16 protein-coding genes are annotated in these 25,025 nt (G+C 48.2%); 8 read left to right on the forward strand and 8 right to left on the reverse strand.

Going from position 1 to position 25,025, the window contains the following annotated elements:
* Positions 1-239 precede the first annotated feature (239 nt).
* Together QUB39_RS05090 and QUB39_RS05095 are read left to right on the forward strand one after the other, a co-directional pair.
* Positions 240-2,153: a heavy metal translocating P-type ATPase gene (locus tag QUB39_RS05090; RefSeq protein WP_333054281.1), complete on the forward strand. Its 1,914-nt coding sequence runs from the start codon at positions 240-242 to the stop codon at positions 2,151-2,153.
* A gap of 299 nt (positions 2,154-2,452) precedes the next feature.
* Entirely contained in the window at positions 2,453-4,507 is a 2,055-nt protein-coding gene (locus QUB39_RS05095) for an elongation factor G (protein ID WP_333232942.1), read from the forward strand.
* Between the two features lie 276 nt (positions 4,508-4,783).
* Here the strand turns inward: QUB39_RS05095 and QUB39_RS05100 are convergent, their stop codons facing one another.
* Together QUB39_RS05100 and petP are read right to left on the reverse strand one after the other, a co-directional pair.
* A complete protein-coding gene (locus tag QUB39_RS05100) occupies positions 4,784-5,878 on the reverse strand; it encodes a Get3/ArsA fold putative tail anchor-mediating ATPase NosAFP (RefSeq protein WP_333054279.1) in 1,095 nt (364 codons plus the stop codon).
* Positions 5,879-6,086: 208 nt separating this feature from the next.
* Positions 6,087-6,287, reverse strand: a complete 201-nt coding sequence (gene petP / locus QUB39_RS05105; protein ID WP_333054278.1) for a cytochrome b6f subunit PetP — start codon at positions 6,285-6,287, stop codon at positions 6,087-6,089.
* Positions 6,288-6,386: 99 nt separating this feature from the next.
* Between petP and QUB39_RS05110 the strand changes: the two genes are divergently transcribed.
* The 3 genes from QUB39_RS05110 (at position 6,387) to QUB39_RS05120 (ending at position 10,389) form a co-directional block, all read left to right on the forward strand.
* Positions 6,387-6,707: a hypothetical protein gene (locus tag QUB39_RS05110; RefSeq protein ID WP_333054277.1), complete on the forward strand. Its 321-nt coding sequence runs from the start codon at positions 6,387-6,389 to the stop codon at positions 6,705-6,707.
* A 248-nt stretch (positions 6,708-6,955) separates the two neighbouring features.
* A complete protein-coding gene (locus tag QUB39_RS05115) occupies positions 6,956-8,062 on the forward strand; it encodes a FecR domain-containing protein (RefSeq protein ID WP_333054276.1) in 1,107 nt (368 codons plus the stop codon).
* Positions 8,063-8,574: 512 nt separating this feature from the next.
* Positions 8,575-10,389, forward strand: coding sequence for an adenylate/guanylate cyclase domain-containing protein (locus tag QUB39_RS05120; protein WP_333054275.1), 1,815 nt, complete (start codon positions 8,575-8,577; stop codon positions 10,387-10,389).
* 220 nt (positions 10,390-10,609) lie between these two features.
* On the opposite strand, the gene glsA is transcribed toward QUB39_RS05120, so the two are convergent.
* The 3 genes from glsA to QUB39_RS05135 all read right to left on the reverse strand — a co-directional run bounded on the left by glsA (position 10,610) and on the right by QUB39_RS05135 (position 13,026).
* The gene (glsA, locus tag QUB39_RS05125) at positions 10,610-11,536 is read right to left on the reverse strand and encodes a glutaminase A (protein ID WP_333207905.1); all 927 of its coding nucleotides are present in this window, start codon (positions 11,534-11,536) and stop codon (positions 10,610-10,612) included.
* A 172-nt stretch (positions 11,537-11,708) separates the two neighbouring features.
* Positions 11,709-12,905 carry a transposase gene (locus QUB39_RS05130; RefSeq protein ID WP_333232944.1) on the reverse strand — a complete coding sequence of 399 codons (1,197 nt, stop codon included), beginning with the start codon at positions 12,903-12,905 and terminating at the stop codon, positions 11,709-11,711.
* A complete protein-coding gene (locus QUB39_RS05135) occupies positions 12,853-13,026 on the reverse strand; it encodes a hypothetical protein (protein ID WP_333207903.1) in 174 nt (57 codons plus the stop codon). The genes QUB39_RS05130 and QUB39_RS05135 overlap by 53 nt, the downstream gene beginning before the upstream one ends.
* 499 nt (positions 13,027-13,525) lie before the next feature.
* Between QUB39_RS05135 and QUB39_RS05140 the strand changes: the two genes are divergently transcribed.
* The gene (locus QUB39_RS05140) at positions 13,526-13,870 is read left to right on the forward strand and encodes a hypothetical protein (RefSeq protein ID WP_333054272.1); all 345 of its coding nucleotides are present in this window, start codon (positions 13,526-13,528) and stop codon (positions 13,868-13,870) included.
* Here QUB39_RS05140 and QUB39_RS05145 read toward each other — a convergent pair.
* Positions 13,867-14,859 (reverse strand): YdcF family protein, encoded by a 993-nt coding sequence (locus tag QUB39_RS05145; protein WP_333054271.1) that lies wholly within the window; start codon positions 14,857-14,859, stop codon positions 13,867-13,869. The two genes, QUB39_RS05140 and QUB39_RS05145, sit on opposite strands and share 4 nt — an antisense overlap.
* Positions 14,860-15,213: 354 nt before the next feature.
* The gene (pap, locus tag QUB39_RS05150; protein WP_333054270.1) at positions 15,214-16,701 is read right to left on the reverse strand and encodes a polyphosphate:AMP phosphotransferase; all 1,488 of its coding nucleotides are present in this window, start codon (positions 16,699-16,701) and stop codon (positions 15,214-15,216) included.
* 749 nt (positions 16,702-17,450) lie between these two features.
* On the opposite strand from pap, the gene QUB39_RS05155 reads away from it, so the two are divergent.
* Both QUB39_RS05155 and QUB39_RS05160 read left to right on the forward strand, forming a co-directional pair.
* Positions 17,451-18,410 carry a GNAT family N-acetyltransferase gene (locus QUB39_RS05155; protein ID WP_333054269.1) on the forward strand — a complete coding sequence of 320 codons (960 nt, stop codon included), beginning with the start codon at positions 17,451-17,453 and terminating at the stop codon, positions 18,408-18,410.
* A gap of 186 nt (positions 18,411-18,596) precedes the next feature.
* The gene (locus QUB39_RS05160) at positions 18,597-19,757 is read left to right on the forward strand and encodes a flagellar assembly protein H (RefSeq protein ID WP_333391623.1); all 1,161 of its coding nucleotides are present in this window, start codon (positions 18,597-18,599) and stop codon (positions 19,755-19,757) included.
* Between the two features lie 71 nt (positions 19,758-19,828).
* Here QUB39_RS05160 and QUB39_RS05165 read toward each other — a convergent pair.
* Positions 19,829-25,025, reverse strand: a 5,197-nt coding sequence (locus tag QUB39_RS05165; protein WP_333485020.1) for an Ig-like domain-containing protein, incomplete at its 5' end; no start/stop codon positions are given.

The following is a 25,025-nucleotide window of genomic DNA, read 5'->3' on the forward strand; positions in this document are numbered from 1 at the left end:
TCAATTCTCAGCCATCTTCAGTCCTCTTCCAGAGGACTTGCGCTATGAGACAGGGATTTCAATCCCTGTCGAACTGTCGAACTGTCGAACTGTCGGACTGTCGGACTGTCGGACTGTCGGACTCTGGTACTCAACGAGAGGCGAGTTGATCCTGGATTTATTTTGGTTTCACTCTTGACATTGACACTAATGTCAAGGTTTAAGCTACAGGAGTCATTCTACCAAATCAAGCTTTACAAATGACTTCTAATTCTTTGTCAATTTCTCGCATCTCCCAGTTAGCAGAAGAACATCCCGACGCTTTAACAGCCGCCCTGTGCGGAATTTTAGTAATCTTGGGTTCCCTAGCCCTGCAACTCGGCTGGCTGGGTGTAGCCGTGTTAATCTTACCCGCAGCTTATGTTATCGGCGGCTATTCCAGTACCCGCGAAGGCTTAACTACCCTTTTTCAAGAACGCGAATTAGATGTAGATTTGTTAATGATTGTCGCTGCTTTGGGCGCGGCAGGTTTGGGGCTGTGGCGGCAAGAATATCATTTAATTGTTGACGGTGCGGTGTTGATTTTAATCTTTGCAATTAGCGGCGCCCTTGAAGGTTATGCTATGCAGCGGACTGAACGCAGCATCCGCAGTTTGATGAGTTTGACGGCAGATACTGCTAGGGTGGTAATGTACGGCGTGGAACGCGAAGTTGCGATCGACAAATTGGAAATTGGCGATCGCATTTTAGTCAAGCCCGGAGAAATCATCCCCACAGATGCGATAATTATTGAAGGCTACAGTGCGATCGATCAAGCCTCGATTACCGGCGAATCGATGCCCGTGGAAAAAACCAGCGGCGATGAAGTCTATGCAGGTACAATTAACGGTGTCGGCGCGCTGAAACTCGAAGTGCATAAAACTCCAGAAAGCAGCTTGATTCAGCGAGTGATTCGGCTGGTTCAAGAAGCGCAAACAGCAGCGCCACCTTCTCAAATGTTTGTGGAAAAATTCGAGCGCGGTTATGCTAAATTAATTGTCGGTTTAGGCTTGCTGCTGGCAACTTTGCCGCCCTTTGTTTTGGGCTGGAATTGGGAAGAGACAATCTATCGGGCGCTGATTTTCCTAGTAGTCGCGTCCCCCTGCGCGCTGATGGCTTCGATTATGCCCGCGCTGCTTTCAGGAATTGCTAACGGGGCGAGACAGGGAATTTTGTTTAAAAGTGGCGCGCAATTAGAGATGATTGGTAAAGTCAGGGCGATCGCCTTTGACAAAACCGGAACACTCACCACGGGAAAACCCGAAGTTATCCAAATTGTACCAGCAGCCGGATATACTGAAACAGAAGTTCTGCAATTAGCTGCAGCCCTAGAAGCTCATTCCGAACACGCGATCGCCCATGCAATTGTCAGCGCCGCCCAGCAGCAACAGTTACAATTGTCAACCGCTACCGACGTACAAGCAAAAATCGGTCAAGGAATTATCGGCAAAGTCAACAATCAAATCATAGCCATTGGTAAAGCCGAATTTCTCGAAGCAACCTCCGAATTGACTCAAATCAGCCAGCAGTTACAAGCCGAAGGTAAAACAGTTGTTTGGGTGGCAAAAGGCGAGCAACTTTTAGGAATCATTGCAGTAGCAGATACCATCCGCCCCGAAGCAGCAGCAACAGTAAAACACTTGCAAAAATTAGGCGTAGAACATATAATTATGCTAAGCGGCGACAACGAGCAAACAGCTCAACACATCGCCCGCCAATTAGGCATCAAAGAAGTGTACGCCGAACTTTTGCCAGAAGACAAAGTGCAGGCAATAAAACAACTGCAAACCCAGTATCAAACTGTAGCAATGGTAGGAGACGGCATCAACGACGCCCCCGCCCTCGCTCAAGCTTCCGTGGGCATTGCGATGGGAATTTCCGGCAGCGACGTTGCTTTAGAAACTGCTGATATCGTATTAATGGCAGATAAATTAGAGCAACTAGCTAAAGCAATTAGTTTAGGCCGCCGCGCTCAAAAAATTGTCAAACAAAACATAGTTTTTGCACTCAGTTGCATTATACTGTTACTGGCTGCCAATTTTCTCGGAAACATCACCATGCCTTTAGGCGTAATCGGTCATGAAGGGTCTACAGTAATAGTCACATTAAGCGGTTTGCGACTGCTCAGAAATTAGACCAATCGAGACAGAGGAAGAGTGATATCAAACCCGCTCTTCATCGGAATTATTAGTCTCTCTCTTCTCTTCCTCTGCGTTCTCTGCGTTCTCTGCGGTTAAAAAATCCAAATATTAAGAAAAACTACAATTTGTGTTTGCGTCACTCAAAACACGCTACCGTCAAAAGTATAGAATCATACCAAAATCTAAAGTTGCTCGAAACTGCAATAAAAATTAACCTAGAAAAAGTCTAGAAAATGGTATAGAACTGATTGCACCAAGAGCAATAGAAAACAAGTTTTCTGTTGGAGGCTATTATGAACCACAAAGTCCTTGGGGCCACGCGAAACGTTGCAATTGTTGGCCCTTATTTAAGCGGTAAAACCGCACTGCTGGAAAGTTTGCTATCGGTGACAGGGACAATTACCCGCAAAGGAAATGTCAAAGATGGCAACACAATAGGTGATAGTTCGCCGGAAGCGCGCGATCGCAAAATGAGCGTAGAAGTAAACGCCGCCACCGCTGAATATCAAGGCGTCCGCTTCACATTTCTCGACTGTCCGGGCTCGGTAGAATTTGTCCAAGAAACTTACAATGCACTCATCGGTGTGGATGCGGCGATAATTGTTTGCGAACCCGTTGCCGATCGCACTTTAACCCTCGCACCCCTGTTTAAATTTCTCGACGATTGGGAAATTCCCCACCTAGTTTTCATCAACAAGATCGATCGAGCTTACACAGACGAAACTACTTGTGGCACCAACTTCACCGAGGTGATCGACGCGCTCAAATCCGTTTCCAGTAGACCGATCGTACCTCACCAATATCCGATCGGCAAAAACGAACAAATCATCGGTTTTATCGACTTAGTAACCGAACAAGCTTACCACTACCATCCGGGCGCCGCCGCAGATCCCGTCCCGCTTCCAGAACACCTCAAAGCACAAGAAAGCGCAGCGCGGCAGCAAATGCTCGAAGAATTGGCGAATTTTGACGACCATTTACTCGAAGAATTGCTCGAAGAAATCAATCCCGACGCCGAAGAAATTACCCGCGATTTAAAGATGGAATTAGGCGCAGATTTAATTGTGCCAGTATTCATCGGCATCGCCGAACAAGATTTCGGCGTGCGGCCTCTGCTGGAAGCTTTGCTGAGGGAAGCGCCGACACCGGAAACAACAGCCGATCGCCGCGGCATTATACAAAGTGAAAACAAAGTTCTCGCTCAAATCCTCAAAACCTATTACACGCCGCAGGGAGGCAAACTATCGTTAGTGAGAATGTGGCGGGGGACGCTGACAGATGGAGCAAATTTGAACGGCGTTCGAGTTAACGGTTTGTACCGCTTGACCGGCCAGCAAACGCAAAGTTTGCAGTCTGTCAGCGCCGGGGAAATTGTGGCTGTGGGAAGGCTAGAAGGCTTGAAAACAGGCGATACGCTGGGTTCGGAGGAATTATTGCCAAAAGCCGAAATTATCTCCCCTGTCTACGCACTGGCGATCGTCCCAGAAAAGCGCAACGATGAAGTTAAGCTGAGCTCCGCTTTAGCTAAATTACTAGAAGAAGACCCATCTTTAGTCTGGGAACAGCACGGCGACACTCACGAAATTATACTTTGGGGTCAAGGCGAAATCCACCTGAAAGTAGCCCTAGACAGGTTGCGCCGTAAGTATAACTTGCCGATGGTAACTCACTTACCGCAAGTGCCGTACAAAGAAACCATCCGCAAACCAGCATCTTCCATCCACGGGCGCTACAAACACCAAAGCGGCGGGCACGGACAATTCGGCGACGTGTACCTCGACATTCAACCGCAGCCTCGCGGAGAAGGTTTCACCTTTAGCGACAAAATAGTCGGCGGAGTCGTCCCAAAACAGTACATTCCCGGCGTTGAAGTCGGAGTGCGCGAGTATTTGGATCGCGGCCCGCTGGGTTTCCCCGTGGTAGACGTAGCGGTGACGCTGACGAACGGTTCCTACCATACCGTTGACAGTTCCGAACAAGCTTTCAAGCAAGCAGCGCGTTTGGCGATGCAGGAGGGAATGGCCAAGTGCGAACCGGCCTTGCTGGAGCCGATTGCCAAAGTTGAAATTTGCGCTCCGAACGAGTGTACATCAAAGGTGTTGCAGTTGGTCAGCGGACACCGGGGCCAAATTCTCGGCTACGAAGGTAAAAAAGACTGGAAGGGATGGGATGCAGTTTCTGCTTATTTGCCGATCGCCGAAATGCAGAATTTGATCGTAGAATTGCGATCGCAGACAATGGGAGTAGGATTTTTTAATTGGGAGTTCGATCGACTGCAAGAAGTGCCGGAACCTTTAGCTAAGCGGGTTTTGCAAACGACTGGCGGCAATGGAAACGGTAAAAGTTAAGCTGTAGGGGCGGGTTTCACCAACCATATCGGGAAGAATTGAAAGGATAAATAAACCCGCCCCCGCCCCACGGTCAATCTGAATGTACATTTCGATTTATCGTGGGGAGAGGGCGGGTTTTCGAGATTGTTTGTTTGGGGCGATTATGGTTGGTGGAACCCGCCCCTACCACATCGCAAATTATACGATCGCGAATCAACGAGACATGATATTAGAAAACTCGATAATTCATCCGTGTATCCGTGTCAAAATCCGTGTCGTGCCTTCTTCCTTACCCTAAAAAGAAATAATCAAGTAACCATTCAGGAACTTAGCACCAGTAACAGACTTTCCAGTTAGCGCCGGAGGCAGCAAAATATTGCGCCGCTGATCGCCCGCTTCGATCGTCACTTCCGGCCCCGATTGAATCAATTTAATTTCTTTCTTGTCAAACCCAGGCAAAAACAAACTAACTTGACGCTGTGCAATGTTTATGTTAATCGGTTTAGGAGCTTTTGCGGCCTCCGAAAAATCTGGCAAAGCATCAATTAGCGACTGCCAATTATTGTCACTGTGCGCCGGAACCGAAACAGCCGTCAAAGGATCAAACTCGGCAGTAATAGCTTCTGTAACCGGTGCTTGATTAACAATGACACCGCCCACAGTCAAACTAACTTGTTGAGAACTTCCCCAAAGATAGCGGGCAGTTGCGATCGCGCTTGCATCCCCAGTCGTCACCAAAAAAGCCGCCGTGCGGTTCGGATCTGCCAGCGCTTCCTTACCCTTATCCAAAAGATTATCGACTTGCTTAGTAGATTGAAAAGCATTGTCTCCCGACATATCCACCGTCAACACGGTACTCACAACCGGTTGAATAAAAGGTGAAAGCGCTTTACCCAAATCCGAATCTACCAAAGCTTGACGGAACCTGCGGATGTACCAACTCAGAATTTCCGGCATTCCCAGCATCCGCAGCGTATCCATGCCACCATTGCCGTCATAAACAATTACATCGTATTGTTTGCTGTCGTCGTATTCCCGAAGTTCGTTCAACGCCAGCGCGCTGTCCATTCCCGGTAACACCCCTAATTCTTGACCGTAAATCTGCTTGAAAAACGGAGTGCGGACATATTGAGCTTCTAGTTGTTTAATTTCGTCCCACCTGCGTTCTAGCAGTGGCGCGCTTTGCACCTGAACTGCTTTGAGGTTGGGGGCGATTTCCTGGGGGTTGAGAGTCAGGGGAGTCCCTAGCAGAATACCCAATGCAGGGCCCGGATCTTGGCCGAGCAGCAGAACTCGCTTGCCTTGAGCCGCGTATTTTTTAGCTGTTGCGATCGCGATCGTACTGCGGCCAGTGCCGCCTTTGCCCAAAAATGTCAAAATCAAAGCCATTTTCTGTTCTCACTGCCAAAGCTTACTCTTTAACATTTAAGCGCAACCTTCAGCCAGAGTGGGGGAGGGGGAGAGTGAAGGAAGAGGAGAGTCGGCGAGTGGGAGAGTGGGAGAGGGGGAGAGTAGGAGACGAAAGGAAACACAGTTAAATTCAATCCGTGTATCCGTGTCCGAATCCGTGTCGTGCCCCCTCTTCCTTCTACATCTGTTAAACGGGTTCTAGCTCATCTTCAAAAAACCAAGTCGCAAAACCGTCAAACTTGACAACCACACCTACTCCGCTACCGTCAACCATTCTGAATCCGTCAACAGTGCCTACTGGATTCTCCTTTATCTTGCCCACCATATTTGCAGGTATCCGATCTCTGAGACGGCGCACCTTCACTCTCTGACCTACTTCTATTGCCACTGAAATTGTTCTCCTGCTCTATATAACCTATATACAACCGTTTATTTTACAGTTTGGCGTCTACTTCTCAACAGCAACGCCAGCAGGCGATCGCTCCCGATGATTTTCCATCGAAATTTCCACCAACTTTCCCTAAAAGACGGTATTCTAGTCGGAGTTGGTCGATCGTCTACCCTGATTCGCTTGGGTTTGCTTCATAATGTTCCACAGCGGCAAGCTCCACTGTCAGAGGCTGTTCACCACTTAGATAATTATTTTTTATCGCTTCGCAAAAACCATCTTTTTATTAATTGCCACAACTACAGAATTTATCCCCAATTAGTCATCCTTCCGGCAGAAGCCAAAAGGCATTCACAAGCAGTAATTAATTTTATCTTTGCTATATATAAATCTCCCCTCTCTCACGTTGAAAACGGCTAAAGTAGATGCTGCCAAGCACTTTGACTAGGGTTTGCTAATTTTCCCTAAGCTCATATTTTAGTAAAGTGCCATGTTGTAACAGTTTACTAAAATATGAACATAAAAAAAGTTTTAATGCTAAACTTTCAGGCTGATAAAGTTTATTTTTACTGCTGTGTTACGGCATAAAAAATGGAACGATTTCCGGATGTATGCCGTCTGATAGAGGAAAGGAAGTCGAGGAACTTCAATATGACAAAATTGAAATTATGAATAAAATGTTTACGTGTGGGCGATCGACCAAAATTCCGCTCCTAAGTTTGTCCTTGGCTGTGCTGGCGAGTCTGTCGCCCTTTCGCGGGACGATCGCCAGTCCGCCCTCTCCATCCCCCAAACAGCCCTCGAACCCTACTAAAATTGTCTCAGTCGATCGACCGCCAGCATTGCCAACCGCCTCAAAATCTCCAACAAATCCGGCAACCGTGGCGGCGAATCCATCCCCAGCAGACACGATAAACGCCCAGGGAACAGCGGCCGCGCGATCGCTCGAAATAGAAGAAATCCGCGGTACAGTAAGCTTTAAAGGCCGGCCAGCGGTCGTGGGCGATCGGCTACTCGCCCCCGGAGACGAAATCATCACCGGCCCCAATTCCACAGCCCGTTTAGGCATCGACAACAACATCGGCACCGTGGAAGTTGCCGAAAAAACCACACTCAGAATATCCGATTTGTCAAGCCGTGCAGGCGGCGAAAAAAGCACAGCCATTTTTGTCAGCAGGGGGCGAGTCAGGTTGTCGATCGGCAAAACTGCTGCTGCAACTCCCGCAGCCACCACCTCAACAATTATCCCGCCGAACCAAATAGCCGCCCTCAATACCTTCAGCGGACTCGGCAAATCCAGTCAAATTGCCCAACAAACCCGTTCTGCCAGAACCGCCCCAATCAGGGTTGAAACCCCAGAAGGCGTTGCCGGAGTCCGCGGCACATCCTTTGGCGTCAGCGTCGGCGGTGGCAAAACCGCAGTCGAAACTATTGAAGGTGCCGTCGTAGTATCCGGCAGCGCCGACTCGGAAGTAATTGTCAACAGTGGCAACTCCACGACAATTTTCCCTCAAACCTCCCCCGTGGCGCCCTCAGCCAGCCCTCGCCTAGCTAAACTCAAAGTCCGCAGTTTATTGAGAGTCAGCGGCAATATCTATCGCCTCAGCGGTCAAATTAACCCGATCGACACAGTTTATGTCAACAACGAAGAAATTAAGATCGATCGAAAAGGCAACTTCAAGATCCAAGGAATTTTACCTCCAAGCCGCCGCCTCGAAATCGTAGTGCGAGGCCCGTCAGTCACAGAAAGGCATTACAGCTTCGCAGTTCGCTAAACAACCTATCGTCGCGAGTAATCTACGCGGGCCGTCTCTGAGGACTTGAATTATATCTAAGATGTTGCACCATTCTCAATAAGCCCTAGGGGCGGGTTCGCCAACAGCCTTAAAGCTTGCAAATAGGTTCTATAAACCCGCCCGACCCCACGAAAAAGCCTGTTCTTGACAATGGTGCAAGATGTGAGTTAGATCCTAAGTCGTATCAGGGTTGATTATTTTGTGTAGGTGCGAAGCATTTTGCCATGAATCTCGGTAGTCAAAATAAAGATATTTTGCCCCCACCCTTCGCCCTTACGTTATTGTAAAACTTCATGACAATTCCCGCATCCAGGATACCCGCCACGTGATTCATCCGTCCAAAAATAAAAAACCTGTATCCGATAAAGGAGCCCCCGAATTTATCTCGCGCAAGTCAATCTAAAATCTAAAATCTAAAATCTAAAATCGATTGACTCCCACTCCTCTCGAAATTGTGACTCGAATGTCAATGATTGCGTCAAATTAATTGCATGAAGTTCAAAAAATGGATCGATCATCTCAAACAAAATAAACTGCTCGGCCTGCAGCAACATATAACCACAAATCCTCCCTGGATCACAGGGGGATTAGTAGGTATACTGTCTGTAGCCATGCTGCAAGTGGGAATGTGGAAACCCCTTGAATATTTGGGGTACAAAACCCTATTTCAAATTCGAGAATCGGGAATTTTGCCAAATCCCGGATGGGATCAGAGAATTGCGGTAATTGCGATCGAACGGCATTCCTTGCAAGAATACGGTCAATTTCCTTGGCCTCGCAACCGCTACGCCCAACTGCTAGAAGCACTGAAAAAATCTCCCCCCACAGCCGTTGGTTTTGACATTCTTTTCCTCGATCCAAGTCCGAAAGATGATATTTTAGCCGCTGCAATCGCCACCAACGGCAAAGTTGTACTCGCTAAAACCACCAAAGAAGAACCCGTAGCATCTTTAAAAGCAGCCGCCGCAGGTGTCGGCCACATCGGCCAGGAACCCGATAGCGACGGTATTAGCCGCGAGTCAAAAATCTTTCTCAACGGGATTCCTAATTTCGGTTTAGCAATGACTCACAGGTACAATGCTGCTAATCCCCAAGATCCAGTATTGCTCCCACAGTCCAAAAATAAGCAGCCAAAAAAAGTCTGGGTTAACTGGCCGGGGCAAACAGAAAATCTACCTACCTATGCTTTTGTTGATGTCGTAGAAGGTAGAATTCCAGCAGATTCTCTGACTAATAAGTTAGTTTTAGTGGGCATAGTTGCTACCGGTTTCGATCCGATATCTTCACCTCTCAACAAGACTACGGCTGGGGTTTATTTATATGCAGCGTTGATTGACAATTTGCTCAATCAACGCTTGCTGCAGCGGCTGCCGGTACTCGTAGAAATTTTGTTATTGTTGGGGATTGGCCCGCTTACCGCTTTGGTTCTGGGCAACCGAGGTGTTAAAGAGAGAATTGCGATCGCTCTCGGTTTGCCTATAATTTGGATTGGGGCTGCCGCTTTGTTATTTGGCTTCTTTTTTTGGTGGGTTCCGATTGCCGCACCTATCGGCACTCTCATTTTATCTAGCACTGCTTTGCAACTTCGGGAACAGTACGAAAAGCAGCAGTTGATGAGGTTATTTGAAAAGCACGTCGATCCAGAGACTGCTCAGCTTATTTGGCAACGCAAAGCTGAGATATTTGAACAGGGAGAACTCGAACCTCAAGAACTTACAGCAACGGTGCTGTTTATGGATATTCGTAGTTTTACTTCAATTTCAGAAAAAATGCCACCGCGGGATTTGCTCACCTGGCTGAACAATTATTTGGAAGCGATGACTAACTGTATTATGGATCACGGTGGCGTTGTAGATAAATACATCGGTGATGCAATTATGGCAGTTTTTGGAGTGCCTTTTTGCCATAGCGAATATGCAGAAATTCAACAAGATGCTTTGAATGCAGTTGCGGCTTGTATTGCGATGCACGAACGGCTGCACCAACTGAATCAGCAGCTTAGAAGTGAACGCAAACCTTTAATTAAGTTTGGCATCGGTTTGCATACCGGACAGTTAGTTGCTGGTAGCGTGGGCGGTTCCCGGCGTTTGAATTATTCTGTGATCGGCGATGCTGTCAACATTGCTGCTAGATTGGAGGCGATGAATAAGGAAATTGTTTCTGACAGTCCTTTTAATTTGTTGGTGACGGCGAGGACTTTTGCTTATGTGCGCGATCGCTACGAAGGCAAAAAAGTAGGATCGATTCAATTGCGCGGCAAAAAAGAAGAGACTGTGGTTTATGCTATTTTGGGCGAAAAACATTAGTCAGTTGTCAGTTGTCAGTTGTCAGTTGTCAGTTGGGAAAATTACCTTTTTCCCAATTCCCCATTAGACATTCCCAATTCCCAATTCCCCGTTCCTAATGACTGCGGACTAAGCTGTCGCGCATTTAATTGGGATAGTTATGTTAGTAAAAATCTTGTGGGGTGGGCATCTTGCCTGCCCTAAAAGTGAAAATTAAATGTAGTATAGCTTACTGACCAATCTAATCAAATACGCTTAGCCGCAAAGTTTTAGCTATTTTTTCTAACAGAAATAAGCCACCGATAGAATTTCCGTCTTTATCCAGGGGCGGACTGTAAAAGCCGATCGCCCCCTGGCCCGGAATTACCGACACCAAAGCCCCGCTAACTCCCGACTTGGCCGGCAACCCCACCCGCAGCGCAAAACGGCCCGATGCTTCATACAAACCGCAAGTTGCCATCAGCGCTTTGACACTACGGCAGTTTTCCCCCATTGCTCGATCGCCGCTATTTACCAAAACCATCCCCAGCTTAGCTAAATCCTCCACATTTCCCGACAAACAGCAGATGCGATTGTAGGTTTCTAAAGCAATTTCGGGATTTTGAATGTAACCCGATTCTACCATTTTCAAGGCGAGATTCCAATTGTTTTGATTCGGATTTTTCTTCACTGAATCGAGCATTAACTCGTCAACAAATAACTGACTGTTTGCCTGTTGATTCAGCCAAGTTCGCAAGTTTTGACAGCGGGACACAGCATTTTGACCGGGAATCAAAGACGCTAGGGCGATCGCCCCGCTATTAATCATCGGGTTTCTCGGCTTCCCTTGGTCTATTTCGAGTTGAGTTAAAGAATTGAAAGGCAGTTCCGAAGGCTCACACCCAACGCAGTCAAAAACCGTTTTTTCGCCCAATTCGCACAGCAAATAAAGCAGCACAAAAGGCTTGACTACACTCATCAGCGGGAATGTGTGAGCAATGCTACCCCAGCTCACAATTTGCGCGTCAATTGCCCGAATTTGCACGGCAAACCCTTGTCTGTCGGCTTGCGCTATGAGAGGTATGTACGCAGGGATTTGACCCGATTTACTGCGATTAATTGCCTCTTTTGCCCAAACTGCCAGTTGTTCCGGTTCCAAGGAAGATAGTTGGCTGGTGGATATTTTCACTCTCGATTATTTCGATCATTTTAAATTTTAGATTGCCATTCCTGGCGCGATATTGAGCCAGAAACCCCGTTTATTAACCGAATTGCGTCACTTGGGGCCGCTCCGGGAAGAAACTGGGTTTCTTCGGGGATCTCAACCAAGCTCGAACTTCAGGCTAGTCAACTACCCAGCATCAAGCGGAGTACCGCCGGAGATGTGGGCTTGTATCTGAACTCCACCGCAATTCCGAGAACCTTTGCAGAATCTCAGCTTTAGTTTCACCGCCCGACACATTAGGGGATGCTGACAAGCTCCCCGTACTCGTCCAGTCCTGCCGAACGAGCAACGTTCTCATGGCAATATTTCGCGCACCCACCAAATCAGCATGAAGCTCATGCCCGCAACACTCGCAACGAAACAATAGTCCTTTTTTAGGTCTATTGCCGGCCGAAGTGTGTCCACATTTTGGACAGCTTTGCGAGGTATAATTAGCTGGAACTTTAGTAGCTAAAGAGCCGTTCAAATTAGCTTTGTAGTCAATATAGCCGTGCAGTTCGGCAAACGACCATTTAGCTTTGTTTCGATTAGCTTTTCGCTGTTTTTTGCTAACCTTTTTACCAGACTTGGACTTGGTTCTATCCCGAATTCCGGTTAGGTTTTCCAGTCCAATTAAAGTATTAGGCTTTGCAATATCCTTGCTGATTTGGTGGTTCACGTCAGCGATAAACCGTCTTTCTCTTCCCGACAAAGCAATTAGTCTGCGCTTTGCCGAACGAGTGTCTTTACGCTGAAGAGTTTGTCTAGCTTTATGATAGCGGTTGGCTTTATGTCTAGCTTCTGAACCTGAGTAGAAATTAGACTTGTTTTGTAAGTCTGTTTCTACGGCTAAGTAGCGCATCCCCACGTCAACGCCAGAAACTCTAGTTATTTTCAGTGGGTCGAGTTCAGGGGTTTCTACCTCAATACTTACCATCAAATAGTAAACCTTAGAGGAACGCTGATAGACAATTTTAGCTGCTCCAACTTTGGAACCATTCGCAATGAAATCCAGATGCTTGTTGTAGCCATCATACGAGACTACTATTCGACCAGTCAGGGTAATAATACTCACCTTCTGCTCGGATTTAAACGAGTAGTCACGCTGATAATTCAAGGTACAGGTTCGAGAGATATACTTAGGGGGTTGGTCTAGTCCTTTGTACCGTTTCTTGGTGTACCCTTTAGCGATAGCATCGTTAGATTGTTTTACCTTAGTCCAGAGAGTTTTATACGTTGCCGAAACTTGTCTCGGTACATTGCAAGCCATCTGAGCGCCAAGTCCAAATCGAACTCGCAATTCATTGTAGACAGCCTTTTGTAACGAGAGCACCATTGCTGGTTTTGTTCGCATCAAAAGCAACTTGTGAAGTATGATTCAAGGCATCGCGATAAGCCAAGGTAGTCTGAGATACCAAAGCTTTTTGCTCGGCATTCAGGTTTAGTTTTAGCTTGGCGGTGATTATTTGAGGCATTACTTTCACGAACTATGACAAAATTCAATCTCGTGAACATACAAAAAGCAAGTGGTGTAGCAAAATAATTTGTTCGCTCATCGACCGCCCCTCGCCTTCCAACACCTAAAGTCGTTGGTTTAGTTCGGGGCGGTTCTCTTCACTCACGCAAATTCCTCCCGACGCTCACCTGGGTACAGGTAGAGCGCGGGACTCCTTTTGATTTAGTTGACGTTTCTGTCCGCCGGGAGCAAATAAATTTTTCATAAAAAACCTGTACTTTGCATAAAAATCTCCCTTTCACCCGGATATATAAGTAGCAGCTTCAAGGCAAGGCTGCTATCTAAAACAAACCAGCACTAGCTGGAAATGCCTTCAGATTCTTATGTTTAAGCCCCAGCAAGGGGCGGGGTGCATATTTAACTTAATTCTTTCAGAGTTCGCGAAATCCTGTCCGGAAAACCCCCGAACCTTTAAGAATGTACTATCCAACCGGATTCACCAAAACCAGGATAAAAAAATGGCAGACGAACCGAAAGCTGAAGCACCAAAGCCCGCTCCCATGATTTTTAAGGGTGTGTGCAAGGAGGGAGTTCTCAAAGGCAAAGAAATTGAAGGCAAACTAGATATCAAAGTCAACGTCGAATCTGTAACAACCCCAGAAGCACCGCCCAAAAAATCCGAGTGGGAGCCAGTTATCTTTTGGGTATTGTTTGCATTCATGGCAAACTTGATTGTCGGCGATCCCGCCGGAATGAGAAAAAAATACAGCTCCCCACAAAGGTCTCATTCTCATCAGATGTTAAACCAATCTGGGGAGCAGTCGCTGTTGCCTAAGAAAAACACCAGCAACTTGCCACTTTAGGCCCTGGGAGCCTGCCAGCCACGCAAATAGTAATAGAAAGACCCGAAATATTCATCGAATACTCGTGTCGTAGTTACCAAAGCTTCTGCACTAGGCAGAAAATCTCCCGCGTCTAAGCGGAGTCTGGATTTCCCTCCTGCCGTGGGTTGAAAAGTGTAGAAGTCGGTAGCCCTAGGAATCACCTGGATTCCCATATTCGCAAAAGCGAGGCTGGCACGGCGCATCTGAATCGCAGATGTTACCAGGATTACTTTGCGCGGGGCGCCACGGCTGTCGAGTATCTTTCTCACTTCTTCGGCGCTGGTGCGTATGTTGCTGCCGTTATCGTCGAGAACGATACTGCTGCGCGGCACGCCCATGTTGTTTGCCAGCAAAGTCTCGATATCCTTCGCTTCCCCAACATAACCCTCCAACTCTGGTCTGGGGCCAGCGGTAACGATGACCATCGGTGCCACTTTTTGGCGGTACAAAACGGCAGCATAGGGCAGGCGATTACCTGTATCTGTCAGTTGAATCGCTACTCGGTTGGGGATGTGAGGCTGAGTGGTTCCCTTGCCTAGGAGAACTATCGCCGCTGCAGTTTCATCGCAGCAAGCTGTGCGGACGGCAGCAGCGGCGTCCCGTTCTGCTTGGTCGGCGAACCAGTAAGCGACAACTGGCATACTCGAAAGGATCAAAACTAGCAGGGCTGCCAGGATCATTCTCGGCGCCGGGTTGCGGATGCCCCCGTTCGTGATCAGCGCCGACGCAATCACCAGCAGAGTGATGGAAAAACCCAACGGCTTAAAGAAGAAGGCTATGAGCCCGAAAATCGCTGCTCCAACTGGTGTGTCTGGCGCAAAAAAAGCCAGGAACAAAAGGCTGATCAGCAGCAAAACGCGCAGTCGGTCTAATAACGGATTGTCTTTACCTCCTGATTGATCCCACCACGATTTGATCAGTGAGAACAGGAGGAATAGAAATAGAATGCGAGCTAACAGTTCTGGCATCTTGCAATATTCTGTGTCTTCATAAATTAGTACGGAAGTGTGGAAACGAGCGCGAATTTAGCTGCGGGAGGAAATACGGGCATCGGTGGGTTTTTAACTTTCGCGAATAACGCAGTCCGATCGCATTTATCCTGATGCTCGATTCCGGTCAGCTATCAACTATTGGTTGCAGGGTGTAAGCCCGCTACTTCCAGTCACAGATTGCTGACAGTTAATTGGTAATTGATAACTGGTAATGGTTGATTGGTAATTGGTAATGGATCGAACACGCCCCAGGTGGAATTGACAATTCAAGCCTGCTTTGTTCTGCCTACTTTTTTCCCCATTACCTGTTACCGATTCACCAATCCCAATTTATCGGCGCTTCAGTTGATTCCGAATTGCCTGCGTTACCGTTTGAATTACTTTAACACGAGCATAATACTTGTTATTGGCCGCAATTAGCGTCCAGGGAGCAGCCGGCGTGCTGGTGCGCTGAATCATTTGATTCACCGCTACTTCATAATAATTCCACTTTTCCCGATTCCGCCAATCTTCTTCGGTGAGTTTGTATTGTTTAAATGGATTGTTTTGCCGCTCTGTAAACCGCTTTAGTTGCTCGTCAGGACTGATGTGCAGCCAGAATTTAACTAAGACACAACCGAAACTGGTGAGTTGCTCCTCAAATTCGTTGATTTCCTGATAAGCTCTGCGCCATTCGGGTTCGGTGGCAAATCCTTCGACTCGCTCGACCAGCACTCTACCATACCAACTACGATCGCAAATGCCGATCTTACCAGCCGTTGGCAGCCGCTGCCAGAACCGCCAGAGGTAGTGATGCGCTTTTTCTTCGTCTGTCGGCACCCCAAAGGCATTAGCGATGTAACTGCGGGGGTCTAGGATGTCCGTCAAGCGTTTGATGGCTCCTCCTTTGCCGGCGGCGTCCCAACCTTCAAACAACACTAATACGGGGATTTCCTCTTCGTAGATGCTTTGTTGCAGTTTGCCAAAACGGGTTTGTTCCTCGCGCAGTTGCTGTTTGTATTCGTCGGGCGACAGCGATTGAGTTAAATCTACTTGGGCCAGCAAGTCGGGTTCGGTGGGTTGCAAGCTTTCTTGAGGTGGCAATTTCACGGGTGCAGATTGCATCGGCAGTCTGTCCAATGCTTCTGTAATTGTCGCTGCCATTTGCGTTAAAACTTTGACTCTCGCCCACCGTTGACAATCGCCTTCTACTAGCGTCCAAGGTGAGGGGCCCGTGCCGGTTTGGGCTACCATTTCTTCGGCAAAAGTTGTGTATTCTTCGTATTTTTTGGCTTGTTTCCAATCTTCGGGTCGCACTCGCCAAGCTTGTAATGCGTCATCTTCTAGTTTTTTGAGCCGATGCTTGAGTTCTTTTTTGCTCAGGTGAATCCAAAATTTGGCAATTGCGGCGCCGTCATCAACCATCTGCCGCTCGAAGGCGTTGATTTGCCTGATGGCTGTCGGTACTTCTGCGTCGGAGACTCGATCGAACAACCGGTCTTCTAAAACATGAGTGTACCAACTGTGGTAGAAAAAACCAATTTTGCCGCGGGCAGGAAGTTTCTGCCAAAACCGCCATAGGAAAGGATAGCCCCTTTCTGCATCTGACGGCGGCCAAATCGGGTGGACGGCAAACCCGCGCGGGTCCATGTACCCCACCATTTTTTTGACCAGCGCGCCTTTACCGGCGGCGGCCCAACCTTCGAGGACGATGATTGCGGGCAATTTTTTTTCTCTGCAGGCCAGTTGGAGCGATCGCAACTGCTGCATTAAAATTTCTATCTTGGCATCATAGGTTTCTTTATCCAGGGAAATATCTAAATCGAGGTTGTCGAGCATATTTACCTCCTATTAATCTGTAAAAAACAGTTTAACGTTAGTTTAACGTTTGGATAAAATTAAATCCTCAATTCAGGGGAAAACGTTATAAAAATTACAGTTACGGCTGGTTAAAAGCCGATCGCTCCTGCAATCAAATGCCAGCCTCGTTAATACTAGCAAGATTCCCTCGATTTCCAACTTGCAAAAAAAAACAGCTCAGGTTATAGTTGAAATAGGGAACTTTTAAATAAGTTCAACTTCTCCCCTCCCCCGATCGGGCGACGTAACAGGAGGAGCCCAAAATCCCTGAAAAAGGATTTATTGTAAAACAGAGCAAAAGTAAAAATCAACGACCCAGTGGGGGTGACAACTTCTTTACTTAGCTGTAGAAACTTTATTCAAACAATAGTAGTTACTTAAGCACCAAGCTTGGTAACGAAAGAGAGCGCGACTCATCGACATCCGACCATAAACTCACATACAAAACTAGCCCAAAAAGGCAAACCAATTTTTATGATTGCGCTATAAGATAAAACCTGAAAGCCTGGGTGATATAAACAGGTTTCTGAGTTTTATCGACACCATTCTCAAATACTAAAAACAGTTGAGTTGCGGGTTCGCGAACCCGCCCCACAAGAACATTTATTTCTTGTGGAACAGGCCGGAGTGCCTGTTACTGACATTTGTCCAAAATGTCGGAATTACTGTACTTGTTTGCCAATACCAACTAAGAGGAACAGTCCGAAATTACGGATTGCAAGTTTTTTATGAATATCTTGACAACACGCTCCTACAAGGACGAAACTGACTGGTGCGCGATCGCAAATTTGATCGATGCTTGCGAAGCAGTGGATAGACTCGGCGAAGAAGTCTCTGCAACTGAACTCAAGCTAATACTTGATGCCCCCAAACTCGACCAAGCCCGTGACGTGCAGTTGTGGGAAGATGGTAATTACAAACTGATCGGTTTGTCACTCCTAGATATGCCCGATTCCCCGAATGAAATAGACGCTTCTCTCTGGTTTTACGTGCATCCAAATGTCCGTAGCGAAGGTTTAGAAAAAGACATAATTAAGTGGGGAGAAAAGCGGCTGGGCGAAGTAGGAAAAGAACGCAATTTGCCGGCAAAATTGCGTACCTACAGCCGGGAGGACAAAACCGATGAGATGCGGCTATTAGAGAAACAGGGCTTTGAGGTCGATCGCTATTTTTGGACAATGGCCCGATCCCTCGCCGAACCCATACCCACACCCGAATTTCCCGCAGATTTTGCACTGACACACGTATCAGGAGAACAAGACATCCAACCTTGGGTAGAGATGTTCAACCAATCATTTATCGATCACTGGAATCACCACGATTTAAGTGCGGAAACCGTGCGTTATTGGATGCAAGACGCCAATTATCAGCCGGAATTAGACTTGATTGCTGTTTCGGGCGAGCGCAAATTTGCAGCTTTCTGCGACTGTCAAATCAAACCCCAAAAAAACCCCCGCAGCGGCACAAAAGACGGTTGGATTGAATTGTTGGGTACGCGGCGCGAGTTTCGGAAAATGGGTTTAGGAAAAGCGATGCTGTTAGCTGGTTTGCATAAGTTGAAAGCAGCGGGTGCAAACACAGCTAAACTCAGCGTCGATGCTGACAGTTTGACAGGGGCGACAAAGCTTTACAAATCAGTCGGTTTCCGCCCGATGGAAACTTGGATAGAGTGGGCTAAGACAGTGTAAATTCGTTAGGGTGGTCAGAAACCGGGTTTTTGCGAAAATACTGCGTTAGAGCCTGTAGATTCGGTAAAAAACCCGGTTTCTTGGGTTTTGATGCGATCGCCCTTTTGGATCGAACGGGCGATCGTACTTTTATTATGTCGCGCACATTATGCTAGGATTAACTGATCAAAAATCATCCTAATTTCTATGACGCGATTCATTCACGATCGCTTTGCTAAAGAATACCTAGAAGAACTGCTTTCACCCATCGGAACAGTTAAGGTAGGTCGCGATGTGACTTCGGAAGTCCGAGAAATCGATGTTTATTTCACTCCAGGTACCGCAATTCCCGAATACTCATCAAGCCTGGGATTGTTGGGAAAAATGGCTGACACAACTGCAATTTTTGAACCGTTTCGCAATCCGGTAACTGTCAGCGAAGTCTTGAGCTGCATGAGTAAGTTATGGGATTTGCGAGGTGAATTGGAGCGGCAGGCGAGAAGAGAAAATACTCGCTATGATGAGGATCTGTTGCCCCGAATGTGGATTTTGACACCCACAGCATCGAAAGCGCTGGTGGAGGGTTTTGGTGGGATACCAAACCCTGAGAATTGGATCGAGGGAATCTATTTTTTCCCGGAGCACTGGCGAGCAGCAATTGTGGCGATTCACCAGTTGCCAGAAATCCCAGAAACCCTGTGGTTGAGGATTTTGGGGAAAGGGAAAGTACAGCAAAGGGCGATCGGGCAATTGAGTGCTTTAGCAACGGACGATCCGTTACGGATTATTGCGCTAGAATTATTGTATCGTCTACAGTCACATTTAGTAGTCGAAACCCAACAGGAACCTGAGCCAGAAGAGCGGGAGTTAATTATGGCGATTGCACCACTTTTTCAACAACAAATACAAGCCGCACAGCAACAAGCGAGAGAAGAAGGACTAGAACGAGGACTAGAACGAGGACTAGAACGAGGACTAGAACGAGGACTAGAACAAGGACTAGAACGAGGCAGACAAGAACAGCAACGCTTAATCTTAGAAAATTTTCTGCGAGTTAGATTTGGAGAATTAAGCCAGAGAATGACAGTATTTTTATCTCCAATATCCAAGTTGCCTGCTGCGGAATTTACAGTGTTGTTGCTGGCAATATCGATGCTAACAATTGATGAAGAAGGGCGGGAACAAGCTGTAAGATTATTGGCCGAAAATGTCTTGAGAATGTACCAAAATGAATTGGGTGATATTCTGCCTACAGCCCTTACCAATTTACTAGCATTGCCTGTGGCAGAATTGACATTGTTGGTAGAACAACTGCCGCAGTTATCGGCTGATGGATTGAGGGAAAGGTTAGGGAAAATTCCTGAATAAACCTGTTTGAGTAGCTATAGAGTGCGATCGCCCTTTTGGATCGAATGGGCGATCGTACTTTTCTTGATTTCCTAAATCAACCGGAAATTAGCCGATGTAATCGCATTGGCACTCACTCCAATCATCACACCTAACTCCTCTCCTGTCAAGACATTTTTGATGAGAGTTCCCTGAGTATTTTGAGTGATTGCTAACTGACCAAAACTCAAACCTCCGCTTAATCCAATCAAGTCTTGACCCAGGGTAAAATCAGCGATGATATCAAATCCTTGACCAGTTGTTAAGGCAAAGATATCGTTGCCGCTACCGCCAATCAAACTATCATTGCCCATGCCTCCATCAAGCAAATCGGAGCCTTTGCCCCCAGTGAGAGTATCGTTATCTAGGCCTCCGTAAATAGTATCATTTCCTTCGCATCCTCCCAGGATATCTGCTGCTTCGTCACCGTTGATTAAATCATTACCTTCACCGCCGCAGATGGTATCCGAACCTAACTGTCCAAACAGGGAGTCATCTCCTTGACTACCAAGCAGGATGTCGTTACCTTTGCCTCCATATAAAACGTCATTATCCTTGCCACCATCGATGAAGTCATCATCTTTGTTGCCATAAATGATGTCAATACCTTCGCGGCCATGTAACAAGTCATTGCCTTTGCCTCCGAAGATTAAATCGTTGCCCAATTCGCCAAGAACGATGTCGTTTCCTCCATCTCCATAGAGGATGTCGTCACCTTTGCCTCCGATGATGAAGTCATTACCTTGGTTGCCATTAAAGATGTCATTATCGGCACCACCATATAAGTTGTCATCCCCGGATTTGCCATCGAATATATTGCCGTTGTTAGTGCCGAGAAATTCATCGTTTTGGGCAGTGCCTATTTGAATTCCCGATACACCAAGTATGGTGTTTTCAACTGCATTGGGTTGGTTTAATTTGGGATAGGCAATGTCATCGCAGATGCAGTCGTCATTGGGGATGTTGTTGGTTGTTGGTGTTGGCGTTACCGATGGTGTATCGGTTCCCGTTGGTGTTGGTGTTCCCGATGGTGTCGGTGTTCCCGTTGGCGTCGGTGTTACCGATGGCGTCGGTGTTACCGATGGCGTCGGTGTTCCCGTTGGTGTTGGTGTTCCCGATGGTGTCGGTGTTTCCGATGGCGTGGGTGTTCCCGATGGTGTTCCCGATGGCGTCGGTGTTCCCGTTGGTGTCGGTGTTCCCGATGGTGTCGGTGTTACCGATGGCGTAGGTGTTCCCGTTGGTGTTGGTGTTGCTGTGGAATTACTAAAGAGAATGATGTCGCTTGGTGAGAGGGAATTGGCTTTGATAGAGATAGTTTGACCATTCCCTAAGTTTAAGACTAAACCCGAAGGGGTAGATTGTAATGCTGCGAGCACTTGTTCCGGTGAGGTGAAACCGAAGGCGACATCAAGTTGTAATTTATCTTCTCCAAGGGTGAAGTCTAAAATTAGGTTTTGTCCGCCGAAAGTACCAGGAAGGGAATTAAAGATAAAGCTGTCATTGCCAATTCCCCCGGTGAGGGTGTTGTTGCCAACTCCGCCATTGAGGGTGTCATTGCCAGCCCCACCATCAAGGATGTCATCACCAGCGCCACCATCAAGGATGTCATCACCATCGCTACCGCTAATATTGTCTGGGTTGCTTGTACCGGTGAAGTTGTCGTTAAAGGGACTGCCAATGATAGTGACAGGTTGAGTGATGTTGCTGAAGTTTTGAGTAACGCTGTTGGGGGACGACGAATAATCGAAGAAGTTGGTTGGTGTCGGTGTTCCCGTTGGAGTGGGTGTTCCCGATGGTGTGGGTGTTCCTGATGGTGTTTCCGATGGCGTGGGTGTTCCCGTTGGTGTCGGTGTTCCTGATGGTGTCGGTGTTCCCGTTGGTGTCGGTGTTCCTGATGGTGTCGGTGTTCCCGATGGTGTTCCTGATGGTGTCGGTGTTCCCGTTGGAGTGGGTGTTCCCGTTGGTGTCGGTGTTCCCGATGGTGTTTCCGATGGCGTGGGTGTTCCCGTTGGTGTCGGTGTTCCCGATGGAGTGGGTGTTCCCGATGGTGTTTCCGATGGCGTGGGTGTTCCCGTTGGTGTCGGTGTTCCCGTTGGTGTCGGTGTTCCCGTTGGTGTCGGTGTTCCCGATGGTGTTTCCGATGGTGTGGGTGTTCCCGATGGTGTTTCCGATGGCGTGGGTGTTCCCGATGGCGCGGGTGTTCCCGATGGCGCGGGTGTTACCGATGGTGCGGGTGCGGGTGCGGGTGCGGGGGCCGGTGCGGGTGCAGGGGCCGGTGCGGGTGCAGGGGCCGGTGCGGGTGCAGGGGCCGGTGCGGGTGCGGGTGCAGGGGCCGGTGCAGGGGCCGGTGCGGGGGCCGGTGCGGGTGCAGGGGCCGGTGCAGGGGCCGGTGCGGGTGCTGGTGCAGGGGCAGGGGCCGGTGCGGGTGCAGGGGCAGGGGCAGGGGCAGGGGCAGGGGCAGGGGCAGGGGCCGGTGCGGGGGCCGGTGCCGGTGCGGGGGCCGCAACATTAACGTTAAAAGTTCCTAAACTACCAGCAACAGCAAGATTGCCTAGACTATCTTTAACCTGACTTGCTTGCAGATTAACAGTGTAAGTTCCATTGTCAACATCATCCCAACTTCCGCCAGGAGGAGTAAACGAATAAGTCGCTGTCCGAGGCGTACCATTACTATTAGTATCGACACTGACAAAAGTAGCAGGAATAACACCGCCCGACCAATTTATCAAAACATCCGAACTGTCCAAACTTGAAATATCGACAGCATTAGTATCGCTGAAAGTGACAGTCAAACTTTGACTTGTACCTCCGACTGTCGTAATATCAGCGACAGCATTTAAACTAGCAGTTGGCGGAGTTTTGTCAATGTCATAAACTTGTCCCGTTAAATTACCATTGCCAGCAGTTGTACCGCCTAATGCTACTCCTAAGCTATTTTTGATGCTGTCATCATCTGTCAAATTCAACCCAATTGAACCGCTGCCCGTACCTGTGTTAACTTCCAGTTGGTAAGTCTGAGCATCAACAGCAGTTAAAGTGCCAATAGTTGCACCAGTTACAACAGTTGGTACTAAAGTAAAGTCAGAAACATCAACGCCTGTTACATCTTCTGAGAATTTAATTTCGTAGGTAGCAGTAGCCGCAGCAGTGGGAGATGTCGCTAGGCGATTTATCGATGTAACTGTGGGGAAGGTGTTGTTATAAGCAACGGTATTGTCTGTACTTGTACTGGCGGTATTGTTATTACCTGCTGTATCGGTAACGCTGTTAGCTTTGATGCTGGCAATAACATTACCTCCCCCTGTCATGCCGTTGACTGCGACGTTATAAACGGGGCCGCTTCCTGTAATAGTTGGTGTTAATGTTCCCGTTGCTGTACTGGTAGTTAAGTCGATATCACTGACATCGAAACCTGTGACTGGTTCGCTAAAGGTGACGGTAAAGTTGATAGGTGAATTTGCTGTCGGGTCGGTTTGTGCTGCTGCTTGATTGATGGTGACAGTGGGTGCAACAGTCTCAATTATTAGGGCTTTATTTGCACCCAAAGAGTTAGCGGCTGCAGGTGCGGGTAAAGTTAGTGTGGCATCGTTGGTAGCGGCATCTTTAATCGTGCCACCGTTGAGTGCGAGGGCGGCTGTGGAGAGATAATCTAGGTCTGCACTGGTGTTGCCGTCGGCTACAGTGTAGTTGAAGGTGAGGGTGTTAGTACCGCTACCAGAGGCATAATTGATCGCGGTTCCTGCACCTCCTGTGGCTAAAGTTAGTTGGGGGATGCCTGTGACGTTGACGTTTTCGCTGAAAGTAACGGTAATTGGGATGACTTGACCGACAGTATAAGCGCCGTCAGTTAAAGTTGAGGTGATGCTGGTGACGGTGGGTACAAGAGTATCAATTACTAGGGCTTTATTCGCACCTAAAGAGTTAGGGGCTGCGGGTGCAGGTAAGGTTAAAATGGCATCAGCGGTGGCAGCATTCTTAATCGTGCCGCTGTTTAAAGATAAGGCAGTTGTTGACAAATAATCTAAGTCAGGACTGCTATCGCCTGCGGCTACAGCGTAGCGGAATGTTAATGTGTTGCTACCTGTTCCTGAGAGGTAACTGGCGACGGTTGTTGCACCTGCTAAACTTAGTTGCGGTGTACCTGTGACGTTGACAATTTCAGAGAATTGAACGGTGATGTCGATGTTTGTACCAATGCCATAACTGCCGTTTGGTGTGGTAGAGGTGACGCTGGTAATGGTGGGGACGGGGTTAATGGTGATGGCGGCGGTTTCGGTGGCACTGCTGAAAACGCTGGATGTGGTGTTATTGGTTCTGTCTGTGGTGTAGTTAGCCGTAGTGCCATTTGTGCCAACTATTTGATCCCAGGCGGCAAAGGTAATGGCGTTGGCGAGAGTACCGTTGTAACCTGTGTTGGGTACAAATCGGATTTTGGTGTTGGCATCGCTGGCTAATAGTAAGGCGTTGGTGGCGGAAACGGCTGGGGCGTTTGTCCAGGTTGTGCCATCGGTGGTGTATTGCCAAGTGCCGTTTGCGGTGTCTAAGGCGCTGATGGCGATGCCTTGTTTGGCGCTGGCGTTGGGATCGACGATTTTTGTGCCGCCGAGGTTGGTGATGATGGTGGAGATGAGTGTGCCTGTACTGGCGCTGTCGTTTTGGTTTTGGGCGTTGAGGGTGGGTGCGCCGGAATTATCGAGGGTGGGAGAGTCGTTGACTAAGACGGTGACGGTAATGGGGGTGGAAGCTACGCCGTCGGTGGCGGTGTATTCAAAGGTGTCTAAGCCGTTGAAGTTGGCGTTGGGGGTGTAGAGGATGCTGCGCCCTTTGTCAACCGCGATCGCATTGACACCGCCATCCATGCCGCTACTGGGGTTGAAAGCAGTATCCAGGCTGCCGTCGGCGTTCATTCTGGCGATAGAGTTGCGAGCTGTGCCGTTGACTGTGGTGAAACTGCCGCCTACATAGGGCTTGCCACTGCTGTCAAGGGCGATCGCTGTGACACCGTTATTCATGCCACTACTGGGGTTGAAAGCAGTATCCAGGCTGCCGTCGGCGTTCATTCTGGCGATTCTGTTGATAGCTGTGCCGTTGACTGTGGTGAAAAAGCCGCCTACATAGGGCTTGCCGCTGCTGTCGAGGGCGATCGCTCTGACACCGTTATTCATGCCGCTACTGGGGTTGAAAGCAGTATCCAGGCTGCCGTCGGCGTTCATTCTGGCGATATTGTTGCGAGCTGTGCCGTTGACTGTG

Origin of the sequence: Microcoleus sp. AT8-B5, assembly GCF_036705565.1 — a bacterium.
GTDB lineage: Bacteria > Cyanobacteriota > Cyanobacteriia > Cyanobacteriales > Microcoleaceae > Microcoleus.